13 protein-coding genes are annotated in these 20,253 nt (G+C 64.3%); 4 read left to right on the forward strand and 9 right to left on the reverse strand.

The genetic code is table 11. From position 1 onward, the window contains the following. Nucleotides 1-172: 172 nt before the first annotated feature. Genes Q9451_RS01785 through Q9451_RS01795 form a run of 3 tightly spaced genes read left to right on the forward strand, consistent with a single transcriptional unit; the run spans nt 173 to nt 3,148 of the window. The gene (locus Q9451_RS01785) at nt 173-2,299 is read left to right on the forward strand and encodes an EAL domain-containing protein (RefSeq protein ID WP_012274519.1); all 2,127 of its coding nucleotides are present in this window, start codon (nt 173-175) and stop codon (nt 2,297-2,299) included. A 39-nt stretch (nt 2,300-2,338) separates the two neighbouring features. Further along, nucleotides 2,339-2,839 carry a M48 family metallopeptidase gene (locus Q9451_RS01790; protein ID WP_041166610.1) on the forward strand — a complete coding sequence of 167 codons (501 nt, stop codon included), beginning with the start codon at nt 2,339-2,341 and terminating at the stop codon, nt 2,837-2,839. A gap of 12 nt (nt 2,840-2,851) precedes the next feature. Beyond that, a complete protein-coding gene (locus Q9451_RS01795; protein ID WP_012274517.1) occupies nt 2,852-3,148 on the forward strand; it encodes a winged helix-turn-helix domain-containing protein in 297 nt (98 codons plus the stop codon). 71 nt (nt 3,149-3,219) lie between these two features. On the opposite strand, the gene Q9451_RS01800 is transcribed toward Q9451_RS01795, so the two are convergent. Continuing rightward, nucleotides 3,220-3,672 carry a GNAT family N-acetyltransferase gene (locus Q9451_RS01800; protein WP_012274516.1) on the reverse strand — a complete coding sequence of 151 codons (453 nt, stop codon included), beginning with the start codon at nt 3,670-3,672 and terminating at the stop codon, nt 3,220-3,222. 153 nt (nt 3,673-3,825) lie between these two features. On the opposite strand from Q9451_RS01800, the gene Q9451_RS01805 reads away from it, so the two are divergent. Further along, on the forward strand, nt 3,826-4,563 hold the full coding sequence (locus Q9451_RS01805; RefSeq protein ID WP_012274515.1) for a transporter substrate-binding domain-containing protein: 738 nt from the start codon (nt 3,826-3,828) through the stop codon (nt 4,561-4,563). Between the two features lie 33 nt (nt 4,564-4,596). On the opposite strand, the gene yccS is transcribed toward Q9451_RS01805, so the two are convergent. The 8 genes from yccS to putA all read right to left on the reverse strand — a co-directional run bounded on the left by yccS (nt 4,597) and on the right by putA (nt 20,230). Beyond that, entirely contained in the window at nt 4,597-6,780 is a 2,184-nt protein-coding gene (gene yccS, locus Q9451_RS01810; protein WP_012274514.1) for a YccS family putative transporter, read from the reverse strand. Between the two features lie 83 nt (nt 6,781-6,863). Next, entirely contained in the window at nt 6,864-8,045 is a 1,182-nt protein-coding gene (locus tag Q9451_RS01815) for an NAD(P)/FAD-dependent oxidoreductase (RefSeq protein WP_012274513.1), read from the reverse strand. Nucleotides 8,046-8,173: 128 nt separating this feature from the next. Beyond that, nucleotides 8,174-9,511 (reverse strand): ATP-dependent RNA helicase DbpA, encoded by a 1,338-nt coding sequence (gene dbpA / locus Q9451_RS01820; protein ID WP_238045876.1) that lies wholly within the window; start codon nt 9,509-9,511, stop codon nt 8,174-8,176. 112 nt (nt 9,512-9,623) lie between these two features. Continuing rightward, nucleotides 9,624-11,051 carry a multidrug transporter subunit MdtD gene (mdtD, locus tag Q9451_RS01825; RefSeq protein ID WP_012274511.1) on the reverse strand — a complete coding sequence of 476 codons (1,428 nt, stop codon included), beginning with the start codon at nt 11,049-11,051 and terminating at the stop codon, nt 9,624-9,626. Nucleotides 11,052-11,178: 127 nt separating this feature from the next. Then, entirely contained in the window at nt 11,179-12,498 is a 1,320-nt protein-coding gene (locus Q9451_RS01830; protein WP_012274510.1) for a TldD/PmbA family protein, read from the reverse strand. Continuing rightward, nucleotides 12,498-13,940, reverse strand: coding sequence for a TldD/PmbA family protein (locus Q9451_RS01835; RefSeq protein WP_012274509.1), 1,443 nt, complete (start codon nt 13,938-13,940; stop codon nt 12,498-12,500). Before Q9451_RS01835 ends, Q9451_RS01830 begins: the two co-directional genes overlap by 1 nt. Before the next feature lie 31 nt (nt 13,941-13,971). Continuing rightward, nucleotides 13,972-15,774 carry an acyl-CoA dehydrogenase gene (locus Q9451_RS01840; protein ID WP_012274508.1) on the reverse strand — a complete coding sequence of 601 codons (1,803 nt, stop codon included), beginning with the start codon at nt 15,772-15,774 and terminating at the stop codon, nt 13,972-13,974. A gap of 502 nt (nt 15,775-16,276) precedes the next feature. After that, nucleotides 16,277-20,230 (reverse strand): trifunctional transcriptional regulator/proline dehydrogenase/L-glutamate gamma-semialdehyde dehydrogenase, encoded by a 3,954-nt coding sequence (gene putA / locus Q9451_RS01845; RefSeq protein ID WP_012274507.1) that lies wholly within the window; start codon nt 20,228-20,230, stop codon nt 16,277-16,279. Nucleotides 20,231-20,253: the final 23 nt, after the last annotated feature.

The following is a 20,253-nucleotide window of genomic DNA, read 5'->3' on the forward strand; positions in this document are numbered from 1 at the left end:
TTTTATGGGCAAAGAAAGCCTGCGCATAATTTCGGCAGACCGACCGTTAGTCGGCTACCGTACAGTTGAGCCACTGATAGCGTTCTGATTGCATTGCGCGTTACAGCCTCGGGTCTAGAGTATTGATGGATCCAACCGTATTTTGAAGTCGGTCACATAACAGAGAAGCAGCATGGATGGCGCTCACCCTCAACCACAGCCACTGGATGGCAGCTCGGTTCTTCTGGTAGTAGACGACTACCCCGAGAACCTGATCAGCATGCGGGCCTTGCTGGCCCGGCAGGATTGGCAAGTGTTGACGGCAAGCTCGGGGATGGAAGCCTTGAGTGCGTTGCTTGAACACGAAGTCGACCTGGTGCTGCTGGATGTACAGATGCCGGAAATGGACGGTTTTGAGGTTGCCCGGCTGATGCGCGGCAGCCAACGCACCCGGCTGACCCCGATCATTTTCCTCACCGCCAACGAACAGTCCGAAGCGGCCGTGCTCAAAGGCTACGCCAGCGGCGCCGTGGACTACATGTTCAAACCGTTCGACCCGCAGATTCTCAAACCCAAGGTTCAGGCGCTGCTCGACCAGCAGCGCAACCGTCGCATGCTGCAGCGGCTGAGCCGTGAGCTGGAAGCGGCCAGGGCCTTCAACGCGTCGATCCTGGAAAATGCCGCCGAAGGCATCCTGGTGGTAGATGCCGAAGGCACCATCAGTTTTGCCAACCCGGCCATCTCGCGCTTGCTGTCGTCCCCGGTGCAGCAGCTGCAGGGCGCCCACCTGCTCGACCTGATGCAACTGGCCAGTGCCAGCCTGTGGCGCGAATCGGACTTCTACCAGGCCTATCTGGGGCGCCAGATTTTCCGTGTACACGATGCCCAACTACGCACACAGGGGGGCGAACTGGTGCCGGTGGCGCTGTCCTGCGCACCGTTGCCCGTCGACCAGCAGGCCATGGTGGTGACCGTGCTGGACATGTCGGTGGTGCGCAACCTGCACCAGCAACTGGAGTACCAAGCCATTACCGACCCGCTCACCGGACTGCTCAACCGTCGCGGTTTCTATCAGGCCGCCGAAGGTGCGCTGTTGCGCAACGAGCGCTCGGACAAGGCGCAGGCGCTGATGTACATGGACCTGGACGGCTTCAAGCGTATCAACGACTCGCTTGGCCATGATGCGGGCGACCGGGTGTTGCGCTGGGTGGCCGAGCAGCTCAAGGACTGCCTGGGCAGTGAGGCTTTGCTGGCGCGCATGGGCGGGGATGAGTTCACCGCACTGTTCGACAGCTTGCCTTACCCGGAGCAGGCCGGGCGTTATGCCGAACGGCTGCTCGAGCGTGTTTCCATCAGCCATGAGGTAGACGGGCTCGACGTATGCCTTGGGGTGAGCATCGGCATCGCCACCTACCCGGACTGCGGCGCCAATGTAGAAGGCCTGCTACGCGCAGCCGATGCCGCGATGTACGCGGCCAAGCGGGCCGGCCGCCAGCAATATCGCTTCTACGATCAGGAACTCAATGGCAGGGCGCGCTCGCGGTTGATGCTTGAGGACGGTGTGCGCACGGCCATCGAGCAGCAAGACTTCACCTTGGTGTACCAGCCGCAGGTCTCCTTCAACGATGGCCGTCTGCGAGGGTTCGAAGCCTTGCTGCGCTGGCAGCACCCCAGTGTTGGCGATGTGCCGCCGGGGCTGTTCATCCCGTTGCTGGAGGAGGCGCGGTTGATCAACCGCCTGGCCAGCTGGATCTACCGCCAGGGCGCGGCCCAGCGGCAGGCCTGGTACGAACGCTTTCCGGCAGACCTTGTGCTTGGCATCAGCCTGAGCCGCGCGCAGTTCGTGATGCCAGGCCTGGTCGAAGAGCTGCAGCGGGTCATCCAGCTTTACCAGCTTGTCCCGGCGCAGCTGGAGGTGGAGGTGGCGGAAACCTCGCTGATGTACAACATCGATGCGGCCGTCAAACAGATACACCGCTTGCGCGAGCTTGGCGTGCGGGTGGCCCTGGATGACTTTGGTGCGGGCGACTGTTCGCTGCGCATGCTGCGTGACTTGCCGATCGACACCTTGAAACTCGACCGTCACCTGGTAGCGCGCTTGCCCGACTCGGCAGTGGATGCCGCCCTGGTGCGCAGCGTTATCGGGCTGTGTGCCGACTACAGCATCACGGTGATCGCCGAGGGTGTGGAAACCCCGGCACAGGTGGCCTGGCTCAAAGCCAATGGTTGTGAATACGTTCAGGGTTTCCTGGTGGCTTATCCGATGACTGCCGCGGACGCCAGCGGCTTCCCGGCGATTTTCTCCTGGCCAGGGCCATGATTGGCTAGAATCGGCATTCGTTACGCCGACTACAGCGCCATGACCGTATTACGTTACTTGCAAGCCTACCCGCCGCACCTGCAGCAGCAGGTGCGGCAGATGATCGACAGTGACCGCCTGGGTGAGTACCTGCAGCGCCGCTATCCCGACCGCCATGACGTGCAAAGCGACAAGGCGCTGTACGGCTATGCCCAGGATCTGCGCCAGCAGTACCTGCGCAGCGCGCCGGGCCTGGACAAGGTGCTGTTCGACAGCCGCCTCGACCTGACCCACCGTGCCCTGGGCCTGAACACGGCAGTGTCCCGGGTGCAGGGCGGCAAGCTCAAGGCGAAGAAGGAAATCCGCATTGCTTCCTTGTTCAAGGAGGCCGCGCCACAGTTCTTGCGCATGATCGTGGTGCACGAGCTGGCGCACCTGCGCGAGCGCGATCACAACAAGGCGTTCTACCAGCTCTGCCAGCACATGGAGCCGGACTATCACCAACTGGAATTCGACCTGCGCGTCTACCTGACCTACCGGGAGCTGCCGGGCAACCTCTAAGGAACATGCAGCATGGAAGTGAGCAAGACCAAGAGCAGCTTCTACCGGCGCCTATACGTGGCCTGGCTGATCGACAGCCAGACCGCGACCAGCGTGCCCGCCCTGATGGAGGCCACCGGCATGCCCCGGCGCACAGCCCAGGACACCATCGCCGCCCTGGCCGACCTGGACATCGTCTGCGAGTTCGAGCAGCTGGAAGGCGCACGCAACCACGCCGGGCATTACCGCATCCATGAGTGGGGGGCGATCGACAAGCAGTGGATCATCCGACACCTGCGGCAGATCCGCGAAGTGCTGGGTTACCCCTGATCAAGCGGGTGGCCGCAGTGCCCTGTGGGCGCGGCCTTGTGTCGCGAAAGGGCCGCTCCCACACGGTTGGCTCAACCCTTGCGCATCCCGATATGCGGAATGTCGTCTTCCAGGTATTCCTCGCCCACCACCGCAAACCCATGGCGTGCATAAAACCCCTGCAAATGAGCCTGCGCTGACAGGTATACCGGTACTCCCGGCCAGCAATGTTCAGCCGCTTCCAGGCCTTTGAGCAGCAACGGGTGCCCCAGCTTTTGCCCACGTGCCTCGGGTGCGGTCACCACGCGCCCGATCACCACGTCCCCGCCCTGTGACTGCGGGTCGAGCAGCCGCAGGTAGGCCACCAGCTTGTCTTCCTGCCAGGCCATCAGGTGCAAGGTATCGCCGCTCAGGTCCTGGCCATCGACTTCCTGGTACGCGCAACGCTGCTCGACCACGAACACTTCGGTGCGCAATTGCAAAATGGCATAGAGCTGGTCCTTGCCGAGGTCGGTGTGGTGCTTGCAGAGCCAGTCGATGGACATTGGCGAACTCCTTGAATGGGCTGTCGATCATCGCACGTCATCTGTGCTTCGGCCAAAATAGAGGCTAAATGACACTATTGGCCGCTGCCCTCGGCAACGGCTTTGTGTAATCTCATCGGCAGTGTGCGCCCCCCATTGCGAAAGGACGTGAGCATGCGGCCACTGCTTTGTGTTCTGGGATTACTGGCAATGATGCTGGCAACACCCGCCCCGGGTCACGACAGGCTACGCCTGGTGGCCGACAACTGGCCACCGTTCACCGATGCCAACATGGCGGGTGGCGGCCTGGCGACCAGCATCGTCACCACGGCATTGGCCCGTGCCGGCTACGCCAGCGGCTATGAAGAAGTGCCGTGGGCGCGGGCGTTGCTGGGGGTTGGTGAAGGGCGCTACGACGTGCTGATCAATGCCTGGTACAACGACTCACGCGCCAACATCGGGCAATTTTCCAAAGCCTATCTGAGTAACCGCATTCGCCTGCTGCAGCGCAAGGGCGAAGCGTTCCACTACAAGCACCAGTCTGACTTGTACCCCTACAGCATCGCCGTGGTGCGTGATTACGCCTACTCACCAGAATTCGACGGCGATACTCGCCTGCACAAGGTGCCGGTGCGCAACTTCTCTTCCGCGGTGCGCATGCTGGCGGCAGGGCGGGTGAACCTGGCGGTGGAGGACGAGTACGTGGCGCGTTACAACCTGCAGCGCGAGCCGCAGGACGTGCGTGATGGGGTGATGCTGGTGGAGCCGCCGTTGGGGGAAAACACCCTGCACATCCTGGTCAGCCTGAAGCACCCGGAGCATCAGCGAATCGTCGAGCGTTTCGAGCAGGCGATTGCGGCGATGAAGGCCGATGGCAGCTATGCCCGGCTGCTGCGCCAACATGGCTTTTGACTTCTGAGGCCCGCACCGGCTTATCGAGCAAAATCAGGCCGGCGCACCTTCCTTGATCAGGTGCGCCGCCAAGGTCCTCAATGGCCCCAACTGCCGGCAGATCAATGCCAACTGCGTCTGCACCAGCCGCTGATGCTCATCCAGTTCTTCCGGCATTTGCTCCAGGGCATTGGCCAGTGCTTCTTCGGCATCACTGTGAATCGCGATCGGCAGCCGCGCCGCCAAACCGTTGGCGATCTCGTCCAGGCTGCTGGCCAGGCTTTGCCCGGCACCTTCGATCAACTGCTCCTGCACCTGCGCCGGCAACGCCGTGTCGCGGTGCGCGCCCAGCCCCGAGAGGTAGCTGAGCAAGGTGTGCGACAGCACCAGGAAGCGGAAGCCAACGTCGGCCTCCTTACGGAAATGTCCCGGCTCCATCAGCATGTTGGCCAAGGTGGTGGACAGTGCCGCGTCGGCGTTGTGAGCATTGCGCCGGGCCAGGCGGTAAGCCAGGTCGTCACGCTTGCCATGGGCATACTGCTGCATGATCTGGCGCAGGTACACGCTGGCGCAGGCCAGGGTATTGGCCAGCGCCTTGTTCAGCCGTCGCCCTTGCCAGTCAGGCAAGAACAGGAACACCGCAAGGATGGCGATCAGGCTGCCCACCAGGGTATCGAACAGGCGTGGCAGGAACAGGCCGTAGCCATCGCCGATCTGGTTGAAGCAGAACAGCACCATCAGGGTGATCGCGGCCGTGGCCAAGGTGTAGCGGGTGGTGCGGTTGACGAAGAACACCACCCCGGCGACCACGGCGAACAGCGACTGGATGACCGGGTTGGGGAACAGGTCGAACAAGGCCCAGCCCACCGTCAGGCCGACAGCGGTGCCGAAGATGCGCTGCACCAGCTTGCGCCGGGTTGCACCGTAGTTGGGCTGGCACACGAACAGCGTGGTGAGGATGATCCAGTAGCCCTGGGTCGGGTGAATCAGGTGCACCATGCCGTAGCCGATCGACAGCGCCAGCGGCAGGCGCAAGGCGTGGCGGAACAGCAACGAGGTCGGTGTGAGCTGGGTGCGCAGGCGCGTCCACACATCCTTCAGCGAGCGTGGCGAGCGGTCGAGCAGGCTGCTGTCGCTGGCGTCGGCCAGGCTGTCAGGGTTGCTGGCGGCACTGAGCTGGCGGTCCAGCGTTGCCAGGTTGGCGGCCAGCGCCCGCAGCGAGCGCAACAGGCCACGCCAGGCCGGGTTGCTCTGGATACGCAGGTGCTCAAGTGAAGCGTTGAGGTCCTCGAGGGCTTCGGGATAACCGCTTGCCAGCACGAATGGCTGGCGCAGGCGGATCGAGCGGGCCAGCTCCTGGCAGGATGAACCCTGCTTACGCAGCAGGCGCTGGCAGCGGAACATCACGTCACTGTGGAAAAACGCCTCGGTCAGTGCGTTGTAGGGGTAGTGCGAGGCACTGACCCGTTCGTGAATGTCCTGGGCCAGGAAGTACAGCTTGAGGTAACGGCTGACCTTCGAGTTCGGTTGGCTGTTGCCCACCCGGTGCAGGATGATTTCCTTGGCTGCGTTCAGCGCGGCCACCACCTTGCCATTCTGTTGGGCCAGCTCCAGGCGCCGGGCCTCGACGTCGAGGGTGCGGATCGGTTCGAACAGGCTGGCCTTCAGCTTGAGGTAGCTGCCCAGTTCGTAGAACAGCTTGGCCAGGCTCTGCTGCACCGGCTGGTTGGAAAACAGCGCCTGCCAAAGTACTGAAAGCAGCCCGTACCAGGCCGCACCCGCCACCAGCAGCAGCGGCTCGTGCCAGAAGTCCGTCACTTGGCCGCCGCGCTGGTCCACACCGATCATGGTGTAAACCGCCGTGATCAGTGTCGCCGAGGCAATCGCACCATAGCGCTCGCCCAAGGCGCCAAGCATGGTCAGACCAAACGCCGCCAGGGCCAGGGCGATGGCAAAGACCCAGGGGTAGGGGAACAGTAGTTCGACCGCCAGCGCAGCGATGGCGAAACACACCAGGGTAACGGCCAAGGCGCTAAGGCGGCCTTGCCAGCTGTCGTCGGTTTCGGCCAGGGCGCTGGCGATGATGCCGAGGAACAGCGGAATCAGCAGGGCCATCTCGTTCTGGTACCAGCACAGGGCCAGGCTGCCGGTGAGGGCGATGGTGACCCGGATGCTGTAGCTGAACTTGTCTTGGCCCCACAGGCGACGCAGTGACTGACGGAACGAGCTCGATGACATGATGGCCTGCTAGGCAGTGAGCGAAGAATGCAATGCAGCACGGGCCAGCAAGAAGCGTTCCGTGCTGCTGAATGGATTCTACTCTACACGAACTGCGCTGCGGCGTTGGCCGATGCCCAGGCCCACTGGAAGTTGAAACCGCCCAGGTGGCCGGTGACGTCCAGCACTTCGCCGATGAAGTACAGCCCAGGGCTTTTCAGCGACTCCATGGTCTTGGACGACACTTCGCGGGTATCGACGCCGCCCAAGGTCACTTCGGCGGTGCGATAGCCTTCGGTGCCGGCCGGCACCACTTGCCAGTTCGCCAGCTTTTCGGCGATTTGCGCCAGCTCTGCTGGGGTGTACTGCTTCATCGGCTTGGACTCGAACCACTGCTCGGCCAGCAGGTTGGCCAGCTTGCGGGTGAACACTTCGCCCAGCACGGTCTTCAGTTCGGCGTTGGCGCGTTCGGCCTGCATTTGCTGCAGCCAGGTCAGCGCATCGCGGTCGGGCAGCAGGTTGATCTCGACCGTGTCGCCGGCTTCCCAGAACGACGAGATCTGCAGGATTGCCGGGCCGCTCAGGCCGCGGTGGGTGAACAGCAGGTTCTCGCGGAAGCTGGTGCCGTTGCAGCTGGCGGTGCAATCCAGTGAGGTGCCGGACAACTCGGTGCACAGTGCCTTGAGTTGGGGCTCGGTGATGGTGAACGGCACCAGCCCGGCGCGGGTCGGCAGCAGCGTGTGGCCGAACTGGCGCGCCACTTGGTAGCCGAAGCCGGTGGCGCCCAGGGTGGGAATCGACAGGCCGCCCGTGGCGATCACCAGCGACTGGCAGGCGAACTGGCCGCCGTTGGTCTGCAGCAGGTAGCCGTTTTCGGTCTTCTCGATCTGTTCGATGCTGGTGTGCATGCGGATCTCGGCGCCGGCCTCGTCGCATTCGGCCAGCAGCATGTCGAGGATGTCGCTGGCCTTGTTGTCGCAGAACAGCTGGCCAAGTTTCTTCTCGTGGTACGCCACGCCGTGTTTGCACACCAGCTCGATGAAGTCCCACTGGGTGTAGCGGGCCAGGGCCGACTTACAGAAGTGCGCATTCTGCGACAGGAAGTTGGCTGGCTCGGTGTACATGTTGGTGAAGTTGCAGCGCCCGCCGCCGGACATGAGGATCTTCTTGCCTGGCTTGTTGGCGTGGTCGAGCAGCAGTACCCGGCGGCCACGGCGGGCGCTGAGCTGGGCGCACATCAGGCCGGCGGCGCCGGCGCCGAGGATGATCACGTCGGTGGAGTGCACGGTATAAACCTATCTGGATTCGTAATGGCTACGCCGAACCTGTGGGAGCGGGTTTACCCGCGAATAGGGCGGTGCACGCACCATCGAATTCGCGGGTAAACCCGCTCCCACAGGGACCTTGCCTGGCTTTAGATAATGCGGACTTTCAGGGCGCGACCCTTGATCTTGCCGCTGTTCAGCCGCTGCATGGCCTGTTTGGCCAACGCCCGCTCCACGGCCACGAACGCCTGGAAGTCGAAGATGGCGATCTTGCCCACCTGCTTGCCTGGGATCCCGGCATCACCGGTCAGCGCACCGAGAATGTCGCCAGGGCGCAGCTTGTCCTTGCGGCCAGCGGCAATGCACAGCGTGGTCATCACCGGCAGCAGTGGTTCGCCGCCCTTGTTCTTCAGGCTGTCCAGCGAGTCCCAGCGCAGCGGGCTTTTCTGCAGGTCTTCGATGGCTTGGGCACGGTGGCCTTCGGCCGGTGCCACCAGGCTGACCGCGATCCCTTTCTCGCCAGCACGGCCAGTACGACCCACACGGTGCACGTGGATTTCCGCATCACGTGCCAGTTCCACGTTGATGACCATGTCCAGGCCATCGATGTCCAGGCCACGCGCGGCCACGTCGGTCGCCACCAGCACCGAGCTGCTGCGGTTGGCGAACATGGTCAGCACCTGGTCGCGGTCACGTTGCTCCAGGTCGCCGTGCAGGGCCTGGGCGACGATGCCCTTGGCGGTCAGGTGGGCAACCACATCCTCGCACTGCTGCTTGGTGAAGCAGAACGCCACGCAGGACTGCGGGCGGTAGTGGCCGAGCACGCGGGTGACGGCCTCCAGGCGGTGCTGCGGGTCGATCTCGATGAAGCGCTGCTCGATCTGGTTGTCGGTGTGCAGGCTCTCGACCTTGACTTGCTGCGGGTTGCGCATGAAGTCGGCGGCCAGCTGCTTGATGCCAGCCGGGTAAGTGGCCGAGAACAGCAGGGTCTGGCGGCGCGCCGGGGTCTTGCCGATGATGCTGGCGATGGCATCGAAGAAGCCCATGTCGAGCATGCGGTCGGCTTCGTCGAGTACCAGGGTGTTGAGGCCATCGAGCACCAGGGTGCCTTTGTCCAGGTGTTGCTGGATGCGCCCTGGGGTGCCGACGATGATGTGCGCACCGTGCTCCAGCGAAGCGATTTGCGGGCCCAGCGAAACGCCGCCGCACAGGGTGAGGATCTTGATGTTGTCCTCAGCGCGGGCCAGGCGGCGCAGTTCCTTGGCCACCTGGTCGGCAAGCTCGCGGGTAGGGCACAGCACCAGTGCCTGGCAGCCGAAGTAGCGCGGGTTGATCGGGTTGAGCAGGCCGATGCCGAAGGCGGCGGTCTTGCCACTGCCGGTCTTGGCCTGGGCGATCAGGTCCTGGCCTTTGAGGATGACTGGCAGGCTCTGGGCCTGGATCGGCGTCATCGAGGCATAGCCGAGGGCGTCCAGGTTCGCCAGCATGGCGGTGGACAACGGCAGAGTGGCAAAGGCGGTGGATTCGGTGGTCACGAGGCGGGCCTGCGTTGCGAAGCGAAAAATGCCGCACAGTCTACCAGCCTCGTGGCCATTCGCCCTATGATTCCATGTGTTGTTCCGGACGACGGGCACGCCTTCCGTCCGTCGGCGCCAGTTGCAGGAAGATCGCCGCCGCCAGCATGGCCATGATGCCGATGGTGACGAAGGTCAGCTGGAAGGCGCCCAGGGTGCTTTCCACGCCCTCGGCACTGCCCGCTGCGGTAAAGCCGCCGAGCAGTGCGCCGGCGCAGGCCACGCCCAGGCTCAACGCCAGTTGCGCGACCACCGACAGCAGGCTGTTGCCGCTGCTGGCGCTGGCGTCGTCCAGGTCGATCAGGGTTACTGTGTTCATGGCCGTGAACTGCATCGAGTTGACAGCGCCGAGCAGGCCCAGCTGGATCAACAGCACGGCGTAGGGCGTTTGCTCGTCGACCAGGCCGAGGCTGGCCAGCAGCAGGCCCAGCAGCAACGTGTTGCCGGTGAGGATGATGCGGTAGCCGAACCGCTCGATCAGCGGCCTGGCGATGGACTTGGCAAGCATGGCCGCCGCCGCCAGCGGGATCATGCTCATGCCAGCCTGCGCCGGAGAGTAGCCCAGCGCCACCTGCAGCAGTAATGGCACCAGGAAGGGCAGGGCGCCGCTGCCCAGGCGGGCGAACAGGTTGCCGAGGATGCCGATGGCGAAGGTACGCACGCGGAACAGGCTGGGCGAGAACAGTGGCTCCGGGTCGCGCCCGGCGCGCAGCCAGTAGGCGGCAAGGCAGGCCATACCGGCGAACAGCAGCAACATGACCCGCAAGTGCGGCAGGTGCAACTCGCCCAGGCCTTCCATGGCGATGGTGATCAGCACCATCGCCGCGCCGAACAGCAGGAAGCCGGGGCCGTCGAACGAGGTTCGCTCCGCCCCGCGCAGGTCCGGGATGAACTTCCATACTGCAATGCAGCCGATCAGGCCAACCGGCAGGTTGAGCAGGAAGATCCAGTGCCAGCTGAGGATTTCCACCAGCCAGCCACCGACCGTGGGGCCCAGCAATGGCCCCAGCAGGCCGGGGATGGTGATGAAGCTCATGATCCGCACCAGTTCGCTGCGCGGGTAAGCACGCAGCACCACCAGCCGCCCAACCGGCAGCATCAGCGCACCGCCCAGGCCCTGCACGACGCGGGCGAAGATCAGGAAACCGAGGCTGTTGGCGGCGGCGCACAGCAGCGAGCCGAAGCTGAACAGCAGGATGGCGCTGAAGAAGATGCGTTTGGTGCCAAAGCGGTCGGCGATCCAGCCCGAAGCAGGGATCAGCAGGGCCACGGTGAGCATGTAGGCGATGATCACGCCCTGCATGCGCAGCGGGTCTTCGGCCAGCGAGCGGGCCATGGCCGGCAGCGCGGTGTTGAGGATAGTGCCGTCCAGGGACTGCATGAAGAAGGCGATGGCTACCACCCAGGGGATCCAGCGGGCGGTGACGGGGTCCAGCGGGGTGCGTTCGGGCATGACTTCCTCGTTTGTCAGTGCCGGCCTCTTCGCGGATGAATCCGCTCCCACAGGAATATCACCACATTTGAGGGCAGTGGAGATCCTGTGGGAGCGGCTTTAGCCGCGAAAGGGCCGGCAAGTCCAGTCACAGTGTCAGGGTCAGGCCTTTGACCAGTGCCCCGGGCAAATGACTCGACCCGGTACTGCGCTGTCCATAGGTACTGGTCGACAAGATCATCTCGCGCTCCCGGGTCAGGTCCTCCAGTTGGCTACCCAGCAAGCTGTACAGGCTATCATCGAAGCGCATGGTACTTACCGGCCCCTGGATCTGCCCGTTTTCCACCCAGAACGTGGCGAAGCGGGTCAGCCCGGTCATGCGTGCTGCCGGCAGGTCAGAGTAGTTCAGGTACCACAGGTTGCTGATGTACAGCCCGGTGCCCAGCCGCTCAAGCACCTGCTCGCTGGCCAGATTACCCGGCGCCAGGCTCAGCGCACACGGCGATTCGTAACTGTCGGCACCATTGGCCAGCAACGCGAACTCGGCTGCACTGCGCGCACTGATCAAGCGTTGCAGCGCCTCACCGTGCTGGATCAATGGCACATCCAGACGCGGCGCACCTTCGTCGGAAAACGCCGGGCTTAGCGACCCGCTGACCTGCTCGGTGAAACTCACCAGCGGGCTCAGCCGTGCATCGCCGTTGTACAAGCGCTGCAGGGCGCTGTTGCCAGTGGCCAGGGCCTGCGCGGAAAAACCGCCCCAGCAGAGCATGCCGGCGATCTCGTCCATGGCTGCCGGAGCCAGGTAGGCGCGGTAGCTTCCCGGTTTGAGGGTGATCGCCGGGCGACCGAGGAAGCCCAGTTGTTCACGTGCCTGGCGCAGGCGTGCGATGAAGTCGTCTGCGCTCCACAGCTGGCCGGCATAGTTGGCCTTCACCGCCTGGCCGTTTTCGTGGAAAAGGCTCCAGTCGAAGTTGAAACTGTTGGCCTGGTGCCAGCCAAAGGCCCCGAACGAACTGGCAAAGCCTCGGCAGATAGGGCCTGCGGCGTAGATGCCGACCAGGTCCAGGTCACCTGCCTCGCTGTCGAGCAAGGCCAGCACTTCGTCCAGCTCGGGCAGTGGTTGTTCTTGCAGGCTGTGGCTGTGCCAGGCGCTTTCGTCCAGGCGCAGGTAGGGGTCGAGGGCCAACAGCGGCAGGGTCTGGCGCAATTGCGCCAGAGCATCGGCCAGGCGCTGGCGGTCCACCTGCACCTCGCCACTCAAGGTCACTTGCTGTTCCGCCTGGCGGCCATCGTGCACCAGCCGCAGTTGAGCGCTGGCCTGGCTCACTTCACCGGCCTGGCGCACCTTGGCGTGGTTGAAACGCACGAATTGCGACTGTTCGGCGCTGTAGCCGAGGGTGAACTGTTCGCCTGCTTGCAGGGCGGCGCGCACATCCCCGACCAGGGTTTCGAAAGCATGTTGCATCAGGCGTCTCCTCCGAATACGTCGATCTGGCGGAACACGCAGGCCGGCGAGGCATGGCCGACCCGCACCACCTGGTTGGGTTCGCCCTTGCCGCAGTTGGGCGTGCCCAGTACCTGGAAGGTGCTGCGGTCGCCGACGGCCGACAGGTTGAGCCAGAACTGCGCGGAGATGCCACGGTAGTTGGGGTTCTTGACGATGCCCTTCAGCTCGCCATTTTCGATCAGTTGGCCCCATTCGCAGCCGAACTGGAACTTGTTGCGCGCATCGTCGATGGACCAGGAACGGTTGGTACGCATCAGGATGCCGTGCTCGATGTCCTGGATCAGCTGATGCAGGCTTTGGTCGCCCGGTTCGATGTTGAGGTTGGCCATGCGGTCGATCGGGGCACGGTTCCAGCCACAGGCGCGGCTGTTGGCCACGCCGTCCAGGCCAGAGCGGAACTGCGACAGCGCGCCGCCCAGTGGGCGCAGCAGCAGGCCGTCGCGGATCAGGAACTGCTTGCTGGCCGGGGTGCCGTCATCATCAAAGCTGTAGCTGGCCAGCTCTTCGCCGATGGTCGGGTCGAAGGTCACGTTCAACAGGCTGGAACCGTACTGCAGGTGGCCGAAGTCGCTGGCTTTGACGAAGCTGGTGCCGGCGTAGTTGCGCTCGTCGCCGAGGATGCGGTCCATCTCCAGCGGGTGGCCGATGGACTCGTGGATCTGCAGCATCATCTGGTCCGGCATCAGCAGCAGGTCGCGCGGGCCGCTGGGGGTGTTGGGGGCCATCAGCAGTTGCAGTGCCTCGTCGGCGACCTGCCGGGCGGCGCCGACCAGCCCGCAACGCTCGATGATCTCGAAACCGCCCTGTTGGCCGAAGTTGTCGCGGCCCAGGCTGCGGCTTTGGCTATCCTGGCCGTCGCTGGCGGTCACACCCAGGCCTGGGAACAGGAAACGCTGGGCATGGCGTAGCTCGGCGCCGGCCGAGTTCAGGTAGGTTTGCTCGACCAGGCTCAGGCCCAGGCTGGCCTGCCAGTCCACTAGGCGGCTGTCCTTGGGCACGCTGGCCGATTCGGCAGCCAGCAGGCCAAGGCAGTCGGCGAGGCTAGGCACGGGCTGGTCGAAATGGGGTGAGAGATGGTCGTGACGAGCACTGGTCACTGGCTGCTCGCGCAGGTCCAGCAGGCTGTGCGGAGCGATCTGCCGGGCAAGTGCCTCGGCTTGTTCCAGTGCGCGTTGCAGGCCGGCCTGGGACATGTCGGCGGTGGCCGCATAGGCCTCCACGCCGTTGACCCGCACGGTGAGCATGGCGCCTTCGTCCTGGCTGAAGAACGGTGGTTCGGCAACGTTGCGCCGAACCGACAGCGCCTGGTGCGACTGTTTCACATGGCGCAGGGAAAACAACTCGGCCGTACTGCGCAGCGCGGCAAAGCGCTGGCGCAGCAGGGCGCTGGAATCGAACATGCAAAAGCCTCCGTGTACACGGTGGCTCCCCCTAGAACCACCCGTCTTGCATGGCGAGGCAGGTATCGTCGCGCGCCTCTAGCAATGCCAGCTCATTATGGCAGCCCGGTACTTCCCAGGTCAGGAAATAACGTGCGGCCTGGAGCTTGCCGAGGTAGAAGTCGCGGTCGGCAGCGTTGCCCTTTAGCAAACCAAGCTCGGCGTGAATCGCCTGCTCCAGCCAGCGCCAGCCGATAACGCAGTGGCCGAAGGCCTTGAGGTACAGGGCCGAGTTGGCCAAGGCACCAGCGACTTTGCCTTGTGCCAGGTCGCCGAGCAGGGCCAGCGTTACGCTTTGCAGGCGGTTGACTAGTTGCTCCAGCGGCTGGCGCAGAGGGTCGAGGTTGGGGTGGTGGCTGGCGCGCTCGCCGGTGTTGGCGATCAGGCGGATGAGTTGTTTGAGCCCGGCGCCATTGTTTTGCGCCAGCTTGCGGCCAAGCAAGTCGAGCGACTGAATGCCCTCGGTGCCTTCGTGAATCGGGTTCAGGCGGTTGTCGCGGTAATACTGTTCCACCGGATATTCGCGGGTGTAGCCGTGGCCGCCGAGAATCTGGATCGCCAGTTCGTTGGCCTTGAGGCAGAACGTCGACGGCCACGACTTGACGATCGGAGTCAGCAGGTCGAGCAGTTCCTGGGTCTGCTGGCGGGTGCTTTCTTCGCTGGCGGTGTGAGTATCGTCGAATAGACGGGCGGCATACAGGCCCAGGTCAAAGGCACCTTCCACGTAAGCCTTCTGGGCCAGCAGCATGCGCTTTACATCGCTATGTTCGATGATCGGCACCGCTTGGCTGTGTGGGTCTTTGTTGTCCGGTAGCCGGCCCTGCGGACGCTGTCGGGCGTATTCCAACGAGTAAAGGTAGCCGGCGTAACCTAGCATCACTGCACCCATGCCGACGCCGATACGCGCCTCGTTCATCATCTGGAACATGCAGGCCAGGCCCTGGTGCGGCTGGCCCACCAGGTAGCCGACGCACTCGCCGTTGTCGCCGAAGTTCAGCGCGGTGGAGGTGGTGCCACGCCAGCCCATCTTGTGGAACAAGCCGGCCAGCAGCACGCCGTTACGCGGGCCACGGCTGCCGTCCGGGTTGACGTTGAACTTGGGCACGATGAACAGCGAGATGCCTTTCACCCCGGGCGGGGCGTCCGGCAGCTTGGCCAGCACCATGTGCACGATGTTTTCCGACAGTTCGTGGTCGCCACCGGAGATGAAGATCTTGTTGCCTTTGAGCCGGTAGCTGCCGTCGGCTGCAGGTTCGGCGCGGGTGCGGATGTCGGCCAGAGACGAGCCGGCGTGGGGCTCGGTCAGCGCCATGGTACCGAAGTAGCGGCCCTCGATCATCGGTTGCAGGAACAGGCGCTTCTGTTCCTCTGTGCCGAAACTCTCGATCAGGTTGGCTGCGCCCATGGTCAGGAATGGGTAGGCCGTGGTGCCGGCGTTGGCGGCCTGGAAGTGGGCGAAGCAGGCCTGCGACACCAGGCTGGGCAGCTGCATGCCACCCACCTCGAAGTCCCGGTTGGTGTTGAGAAAGCCGGCTTCGAGGAAGGCGTCGACGGCAGGCTTCACCTCGGTGATCAGCTCCGCGCGACCATCCACGTAGCGCGGCTCGTTCTCGTCGGCCTTGCGGTTGTGCGGGGCGAAGTACTTTTCGGCGATGGTGCGGGCGGTGGTCAGTGCCGCGTCGAAGGTTTCACGGCTGTGCTCGGCGAAACGCGGGCGCTGGGTGAGGGCTTCGGCGTCGAGTACTTCGTAGAGCTCGAAGGCCAGGTTACGAGGGCTGAGCAGGGTCTCGGGCATGGGTGCGGTCCTGAGGCGGGATGCTGCGAGTGTAGGGAACCGGGTGGTGTGGGGGGAGGTTAATAGGTTTGGGTGATATGGGTTTAGAACGGTTGGGGCATACAGGTGCTTGCCTTGATGCTTTCTGCGCCTGTGAGACCGAGCGCCGCCCGCGCGGCGCATCGCGACGCAAGGCCGCTCCTACATTTGTTTCGGGCCAGTCTCTCCTGTGCCTATGGCGCGCGTACCCTGGAGGCATGGCTGGAGATCGATAAGAGCGACTGCGCCCCCTTCAATACCGCATGGAACAAACAAGGCGGACAGCGGTGGCCTAACAGGATGAACTGGCCCGAAACAAATGTAGGAGCGGCCTTGCGTCGCGATGCGCCGCGCGGGCGGCGCTCGGTCTCACAGGCGCAGAAAATGCTGTGGCGAGCACCTGTCAGCCCAACCCTATCTCAAGACAACCGCCCATAAAAAAGGGAGAGCCTAAGCCCTCCCTTTTCTTCAACAACCCTCAGCCTCAGCCAATGGTCATCAGGCTGGCGTTACCACCCGCCGCCGCAGTATTCACACTCACCGCCCGCTCAATCACCAACCGCTCCAGCGCAATCTGGTGATCCCCGCTGGACAGCCCGTGCACACCGACGATCGCCCCGGCGCGCTTGGCCACCTGCTGGCACACGCTGCGCAGCTGGTCCGAGTCGCCATGGTGGATCACGGCGTCGAACGCCACGTCATCCTTGTTCCAGTCCGCCACCAGCTTGACCTTGGCCTGCAGCTCACGCGGCAGGCGGGCACGCAGGGCCTTGCCCGGTTCGCTGTCAGCCCACACCGCCGAGCTGCCAACGGCCAGTACCGCAGCCAGTTGCGCCAGCAGGTCGGCTTCGTTGTCCGCCAGGCACAGCACGTGCTCGCGCGGCAGGATGGTGTAGCTGTTGCGCTCGCCGGTCGGGCCTGGCAGCAGGCGGGCGATACCGCTTTGCGACTGGCTGGCGAACTGGTCGCACAGCGCAGCCAGGTCAGCCAGCTGGTTGCTCTCGGCCCAGGCCTTCAGACCATGCAGCGGCTTGATCAGCTGTTCGTGCAGGGTGCGGTCTGGCTTGCCTTCGCCGTCCTGCTGCTGGAAGTGGCGGCCAATCGCGTCGGCCGGGCGGGTCGACAGCAGGCGGTACAGGTACAGCGGGCCGCCTGCTTTCGGGCCGGTGCCGGATAGGCCTTCACCGCCGAACGGCTGCACGCCCACCACCGCACCGACAATATTGCGGTTTACGTACATGTTGCCGGCATTGGCGGTTTCCACCACCTTGGCGATGGTCTCGTCGATGCGGGTGTGCACGCCGAGGGTCAGGCCATAGCCAGAGTTGTTGATCTGCTCGATCAGCTGGTCCAGGTTGCGGCGGTTGTAGCGCACCACGTGCAGTACCGGGCCGAAGATTTCACGCTTGAGCTCGTCGAAGCTGTCCAGCTCGATCAGGGTTGGCATGACGAAGGTGCCGCGCTTGATCTCGGCAGCATCGGCAATGGCAACCTGATAGACCGAGCGGCCTTTTTCACGCATGCCCTGGATGTGCTTCTCGATGCCGGCCTTGGCTTCGGCGTCGATCACCGGGCCAATGTCCACGGCCAGGCGGTCCGGGCAGCCCAGGCGGCTTTCGGCCATGGCGCCCTTGAGCATTTCGATCACGCGGTCGGCGGAGTCTTCCTGCAGGCACAGTACGCGCAGGGCCGAGCAACGCTGGCCAGCGCTGTCGAAGGCCGAGGAAACCACGTCGATCACCACCTGCTCGGTCAGTGCCGAGGAGTCGACGATCATCGCGTTCTGGCCACCGGTTTCGGCGATCAGCGGGATCGGGCGGCCCTGGTTGTCCAGGCGACCGGCGACGTTGCGCTGCAGCAGGCGGGCGACTTCGGTGGAGCCGGTGAACATCACGCCTTTGACGCGCTCGTCACCGACCAGGCCAGCACCGACGGTTTCACCGCGGCCTGGCAGCAACTGCAGCACGCCCTCGGGGATGCCGGCTTCCAGCAGCAGGCGCACGGCCTGGGCGGCGATCAGCGGGGTTTGCTCGGCGGGCTTGGCCAGTACCGGGTTGCCGGCAGCCAGGGCTGCGGCCACCTGGCCGGTGAAGATCGCCAGCGGGAAGTTCCATGGGCTGATGCACACCACCGGGCCCAGCGGGCGGTGGGCGTCGTTGCTGAAGTCGTTGCGTGCCTGCACCGCGTAGTAGCGCAGGAAGTCCACGGCTTCACGCACCTCTGCGATGGCGTTGGCGAAGGTTTTGCCGGCTTCGCGGATGAGCAGGCCCATCAGCGGTTGGATCTCGGCCTCCATCAGGTCGGCGGTGCGCTCCAGAATGGCGGCACGTTCGGCGGGTGGGGTGGCCTGCCAGATCGGTGCGGCGTTCAGTGCACACTGGATGGCGTTGTCGACATCGGCGACGGTGGCCTCCTGCACATGGCCCACCACATCGCGAAGGTCGGCCGGGTTCAGCACCGGCACGGCAGCGCTATCGCTGGCGGCGCAGGCCAGCAGCGGGGCGGCTTTCCAGTCGTTGTGAGCGGTGGCCAGCATGGCGCAGGACAGCGACGCCAGGCGGTGTTCGTTGGCCATGTCGATGCCGGCCGAGTTGGCCCGCTCGTTGCCATACAAGTCGCGCGGCAGCGGGATGCGTGGGTGCGGCAGGCCGATGCTGCCTTCCTGGGTGCCCATGCGCTCGATGCTGGCGACCGGGTCGGCGACCAGTTCCTGGATGGAGATGGAGTGGTCGGCGATGCGGTTGACGAACGAGGTGTTGGCGCCGTTTTCCAGCAGGCGGCGTACCAGGTAGGCCAGCAGTGTTTCGTGGGTGCCGACCGGCGCATAGACGCGGCACGGGCGGTTCAGCTTGCCATCGGCAATCTTGCCGACCACTTGCTCATACAGCGGCTCACCCATGCCGTGCAGGCACTGGAACTCGTACTGCCCCGGGTAATAGTTCTGCCCGGCGATGTGGTAGATGGCCGACAGGGTGTGGGCGTTGTGGGTGGCGAACTGTGGGTAGATGGCTTCTGGTACGGCCAGCAGCTTGCGGGCGCAGGCAACGTAGGACACGTCGGTGTACACCTTGCGGGTGTACACCGGGTAGCCTTCCAGGCCTTCGACCTGGGCACGCTTGATCTCGCTGTCCCAGTAGGCGCCTTTAACCAGGCGGATCATCAGGCGGTGGCGGCTGCGCTTGGCCAGGTCGATGACGTAGTCGATCACGTACGGGCAGCGCTTCTGGTAGGCCTGGATGACGAAACCGATGCCGTTCCAGCCCGCCAGCGAAGGTTCGAAGCACAGGCGCTCGAGCAGGTCGAGCGACAGCTCCAGGCGGTCGGCCTCTTCGGCGTCGATGTTCAGGCCGATGTCGTACTGCTTGGCCAGCAGGGTCAGCGACAGCAGGCGCGGGTACAGCTCTTCCATCACGCGCTCGTACTGGGCACGGCTGTAGCGTGGGTGCAGTGCCGACAGCTTGATCGAGATACCTGGGCCTTCATAGATGCCGCGGCCATGGGAGGCCTTGCCAATCGAGTGGATGGCCTGCTCGTAGGACGCCAGGTACTTCTGCGCGTCGTGTTCGGTCAGCGCGGCTTCGCCGAGCATGTCGTAGGAATAGCGGAAACCCTTGGCCTCGAAGCGGCTGGCGTTGGCCAGGGCTTCGGCGATGGTTTCACCGGTGACGAACTGCTCGCCCATCAGGCGCATGGCCATGTCGACGCCCTTGCGGATCATCGGCTCGCCGCTCTTGCCGATGATGCGGGTGAGCGAGGAGGTGAGGCCGGATTCGTTATGGGTGCTGACCAGCTTGCCGGTCAGCAGCAGGCCCCAGGTAGCGGCGTTGACGAACAGCGACGGGCTGTTGCCCAGGTGCGGCTGCCAGTTGCCGGTGCTGATCTTGTCGCGGATCAGCGCGTCGCGGGTGCCCTTGTCAGGGATGCGCAGCAGCGCTTCGGCCAGGCACATCAGTGCCACGCCTTCCTGGGACGACAGCGAGAACTCCTGCAACAGGCCCTGGACGATGCCGGCACGGCCGCCAGCGCTCTTCTGGTTGCGCAGTTTTTCGGCGATGCCGGCTGCCAGCTTGTTGGTGGCTTCGGCCAATGGCGCGCTCAGGCGTGCCTGCTCCAGCAGCATCGGCACCACTTCCTGCTCGGGGCGGCGGTAGGCGGCAGTGATCGCCGAGCGCAGTACCGACTGCGGCAGGATGCTCTCGGCGAATTCGAGGAAGCACTGGTGGCTGTGGTCGGCCTGGACTTCACCGGCATCATCGGCCAGGTTGCTGACATGACCGTTGAGTTCGGTCAGGGTGGCACCACCCTCGAGCTTCTCCAGATAGTTGAAGATCGCTTGCTTGATCAACCAGTGCGGCGTGCGGTCAATGGACTGCGCAGCTGCTTTGAGTCGCTCACGGGTCGGGTCGTCGAGTTTGACCCCAAGGGTGGTCGTCGCCATTTCTTATCCTCGTTATTGCCACG

The organism is Pseudomonas sp. NY8896, from assembly GCF_039634505.1.

Bases quoted from the DNA above. Each gene is read 5' to 3' on its own strand.
- Q9451_RS01785 (WP_012274519.1), top strand. From the start codon at position 173: ATGGATGGCGCTCACCCTCAACCACAGCCACTGGATGGCAGCTCGGTT.
- Q9451_RS01790 (WP_041166610.1), top strand. From the start codon at position 2,339: ATGACCGTATTACGTTACTTGCAAGCCTACCCGCCGCACCTGCAGCAG.
- Q9451_RS01795 (WP_012274517.1), top strand. From the start codon at position 2,852: ATGGAAGTGAGCAAGACCAAGAGCAGCTTCTACCGGCGCCTATACGTG.
- Q9451_RS01800 (WP_012274516.1), bottom strand. From the start codon at position 3,672: ATGTCCATCGACTGGCTCTGCAAGCACCACACCGACCTCGGCAAGGAC.
- Q9451_RS01805 (WP_012274515.1), top strand. From the start codon at position 3,826: ATGCGGCCACTGCTTTGTGTTCTGGGATTACTGGCAATGATGCTGGCA.
- yccS (WP_012274514.1), bottom strand. From the start codon at position 6,780: ATGTCATCGAGCTCGTTCCGTCAGTCACTGCGTCGCCTGTGGGGCCAA.
- dbpA (WP_238045876.1), bottom strand. From the start codon at position 9,511: ATGCTGGCGAACCTGGACGCCCTCGGCTATGCCTCGATGACGCCGATC.
- mdtD (WP_012274511.1), bottom strand. From the start codon at position 11,051: ATGCCCGAACGCACCCCGCTGGACCCCGTCACCGCCCGCTGGATCCCC.
- Q9451_RS01830 (WP_012274510.1), bottom strand. From the start codon at position 12,498: ATGCAACATGCTTTCGAAACCCTGGTCGGGGATGTGCGCGCCGCCCTG.
- Q9451_RS01835 (WP_012274509.1), bottom strand. From the start codon at position 13,940: ATGTTCGATTCCAGCGCCCTGCTGCGCCAGCGCTTTGCCGCGCTGCGC.
- Q9451_RS01840 (WP_012274508.1), bottom strand. From the start codon at position 15,774: ATGCCCGAGACCCTGCTCAGCCCTCGTAACCTGGCCTTCGAGCTCTAC.
- putA (WP_012274507.1), bottom strand. From the start codon at position 20,230: ATGGCGACGACCACCCTTGGGGTCAAACTCGACGACCCGACCCGTGAG.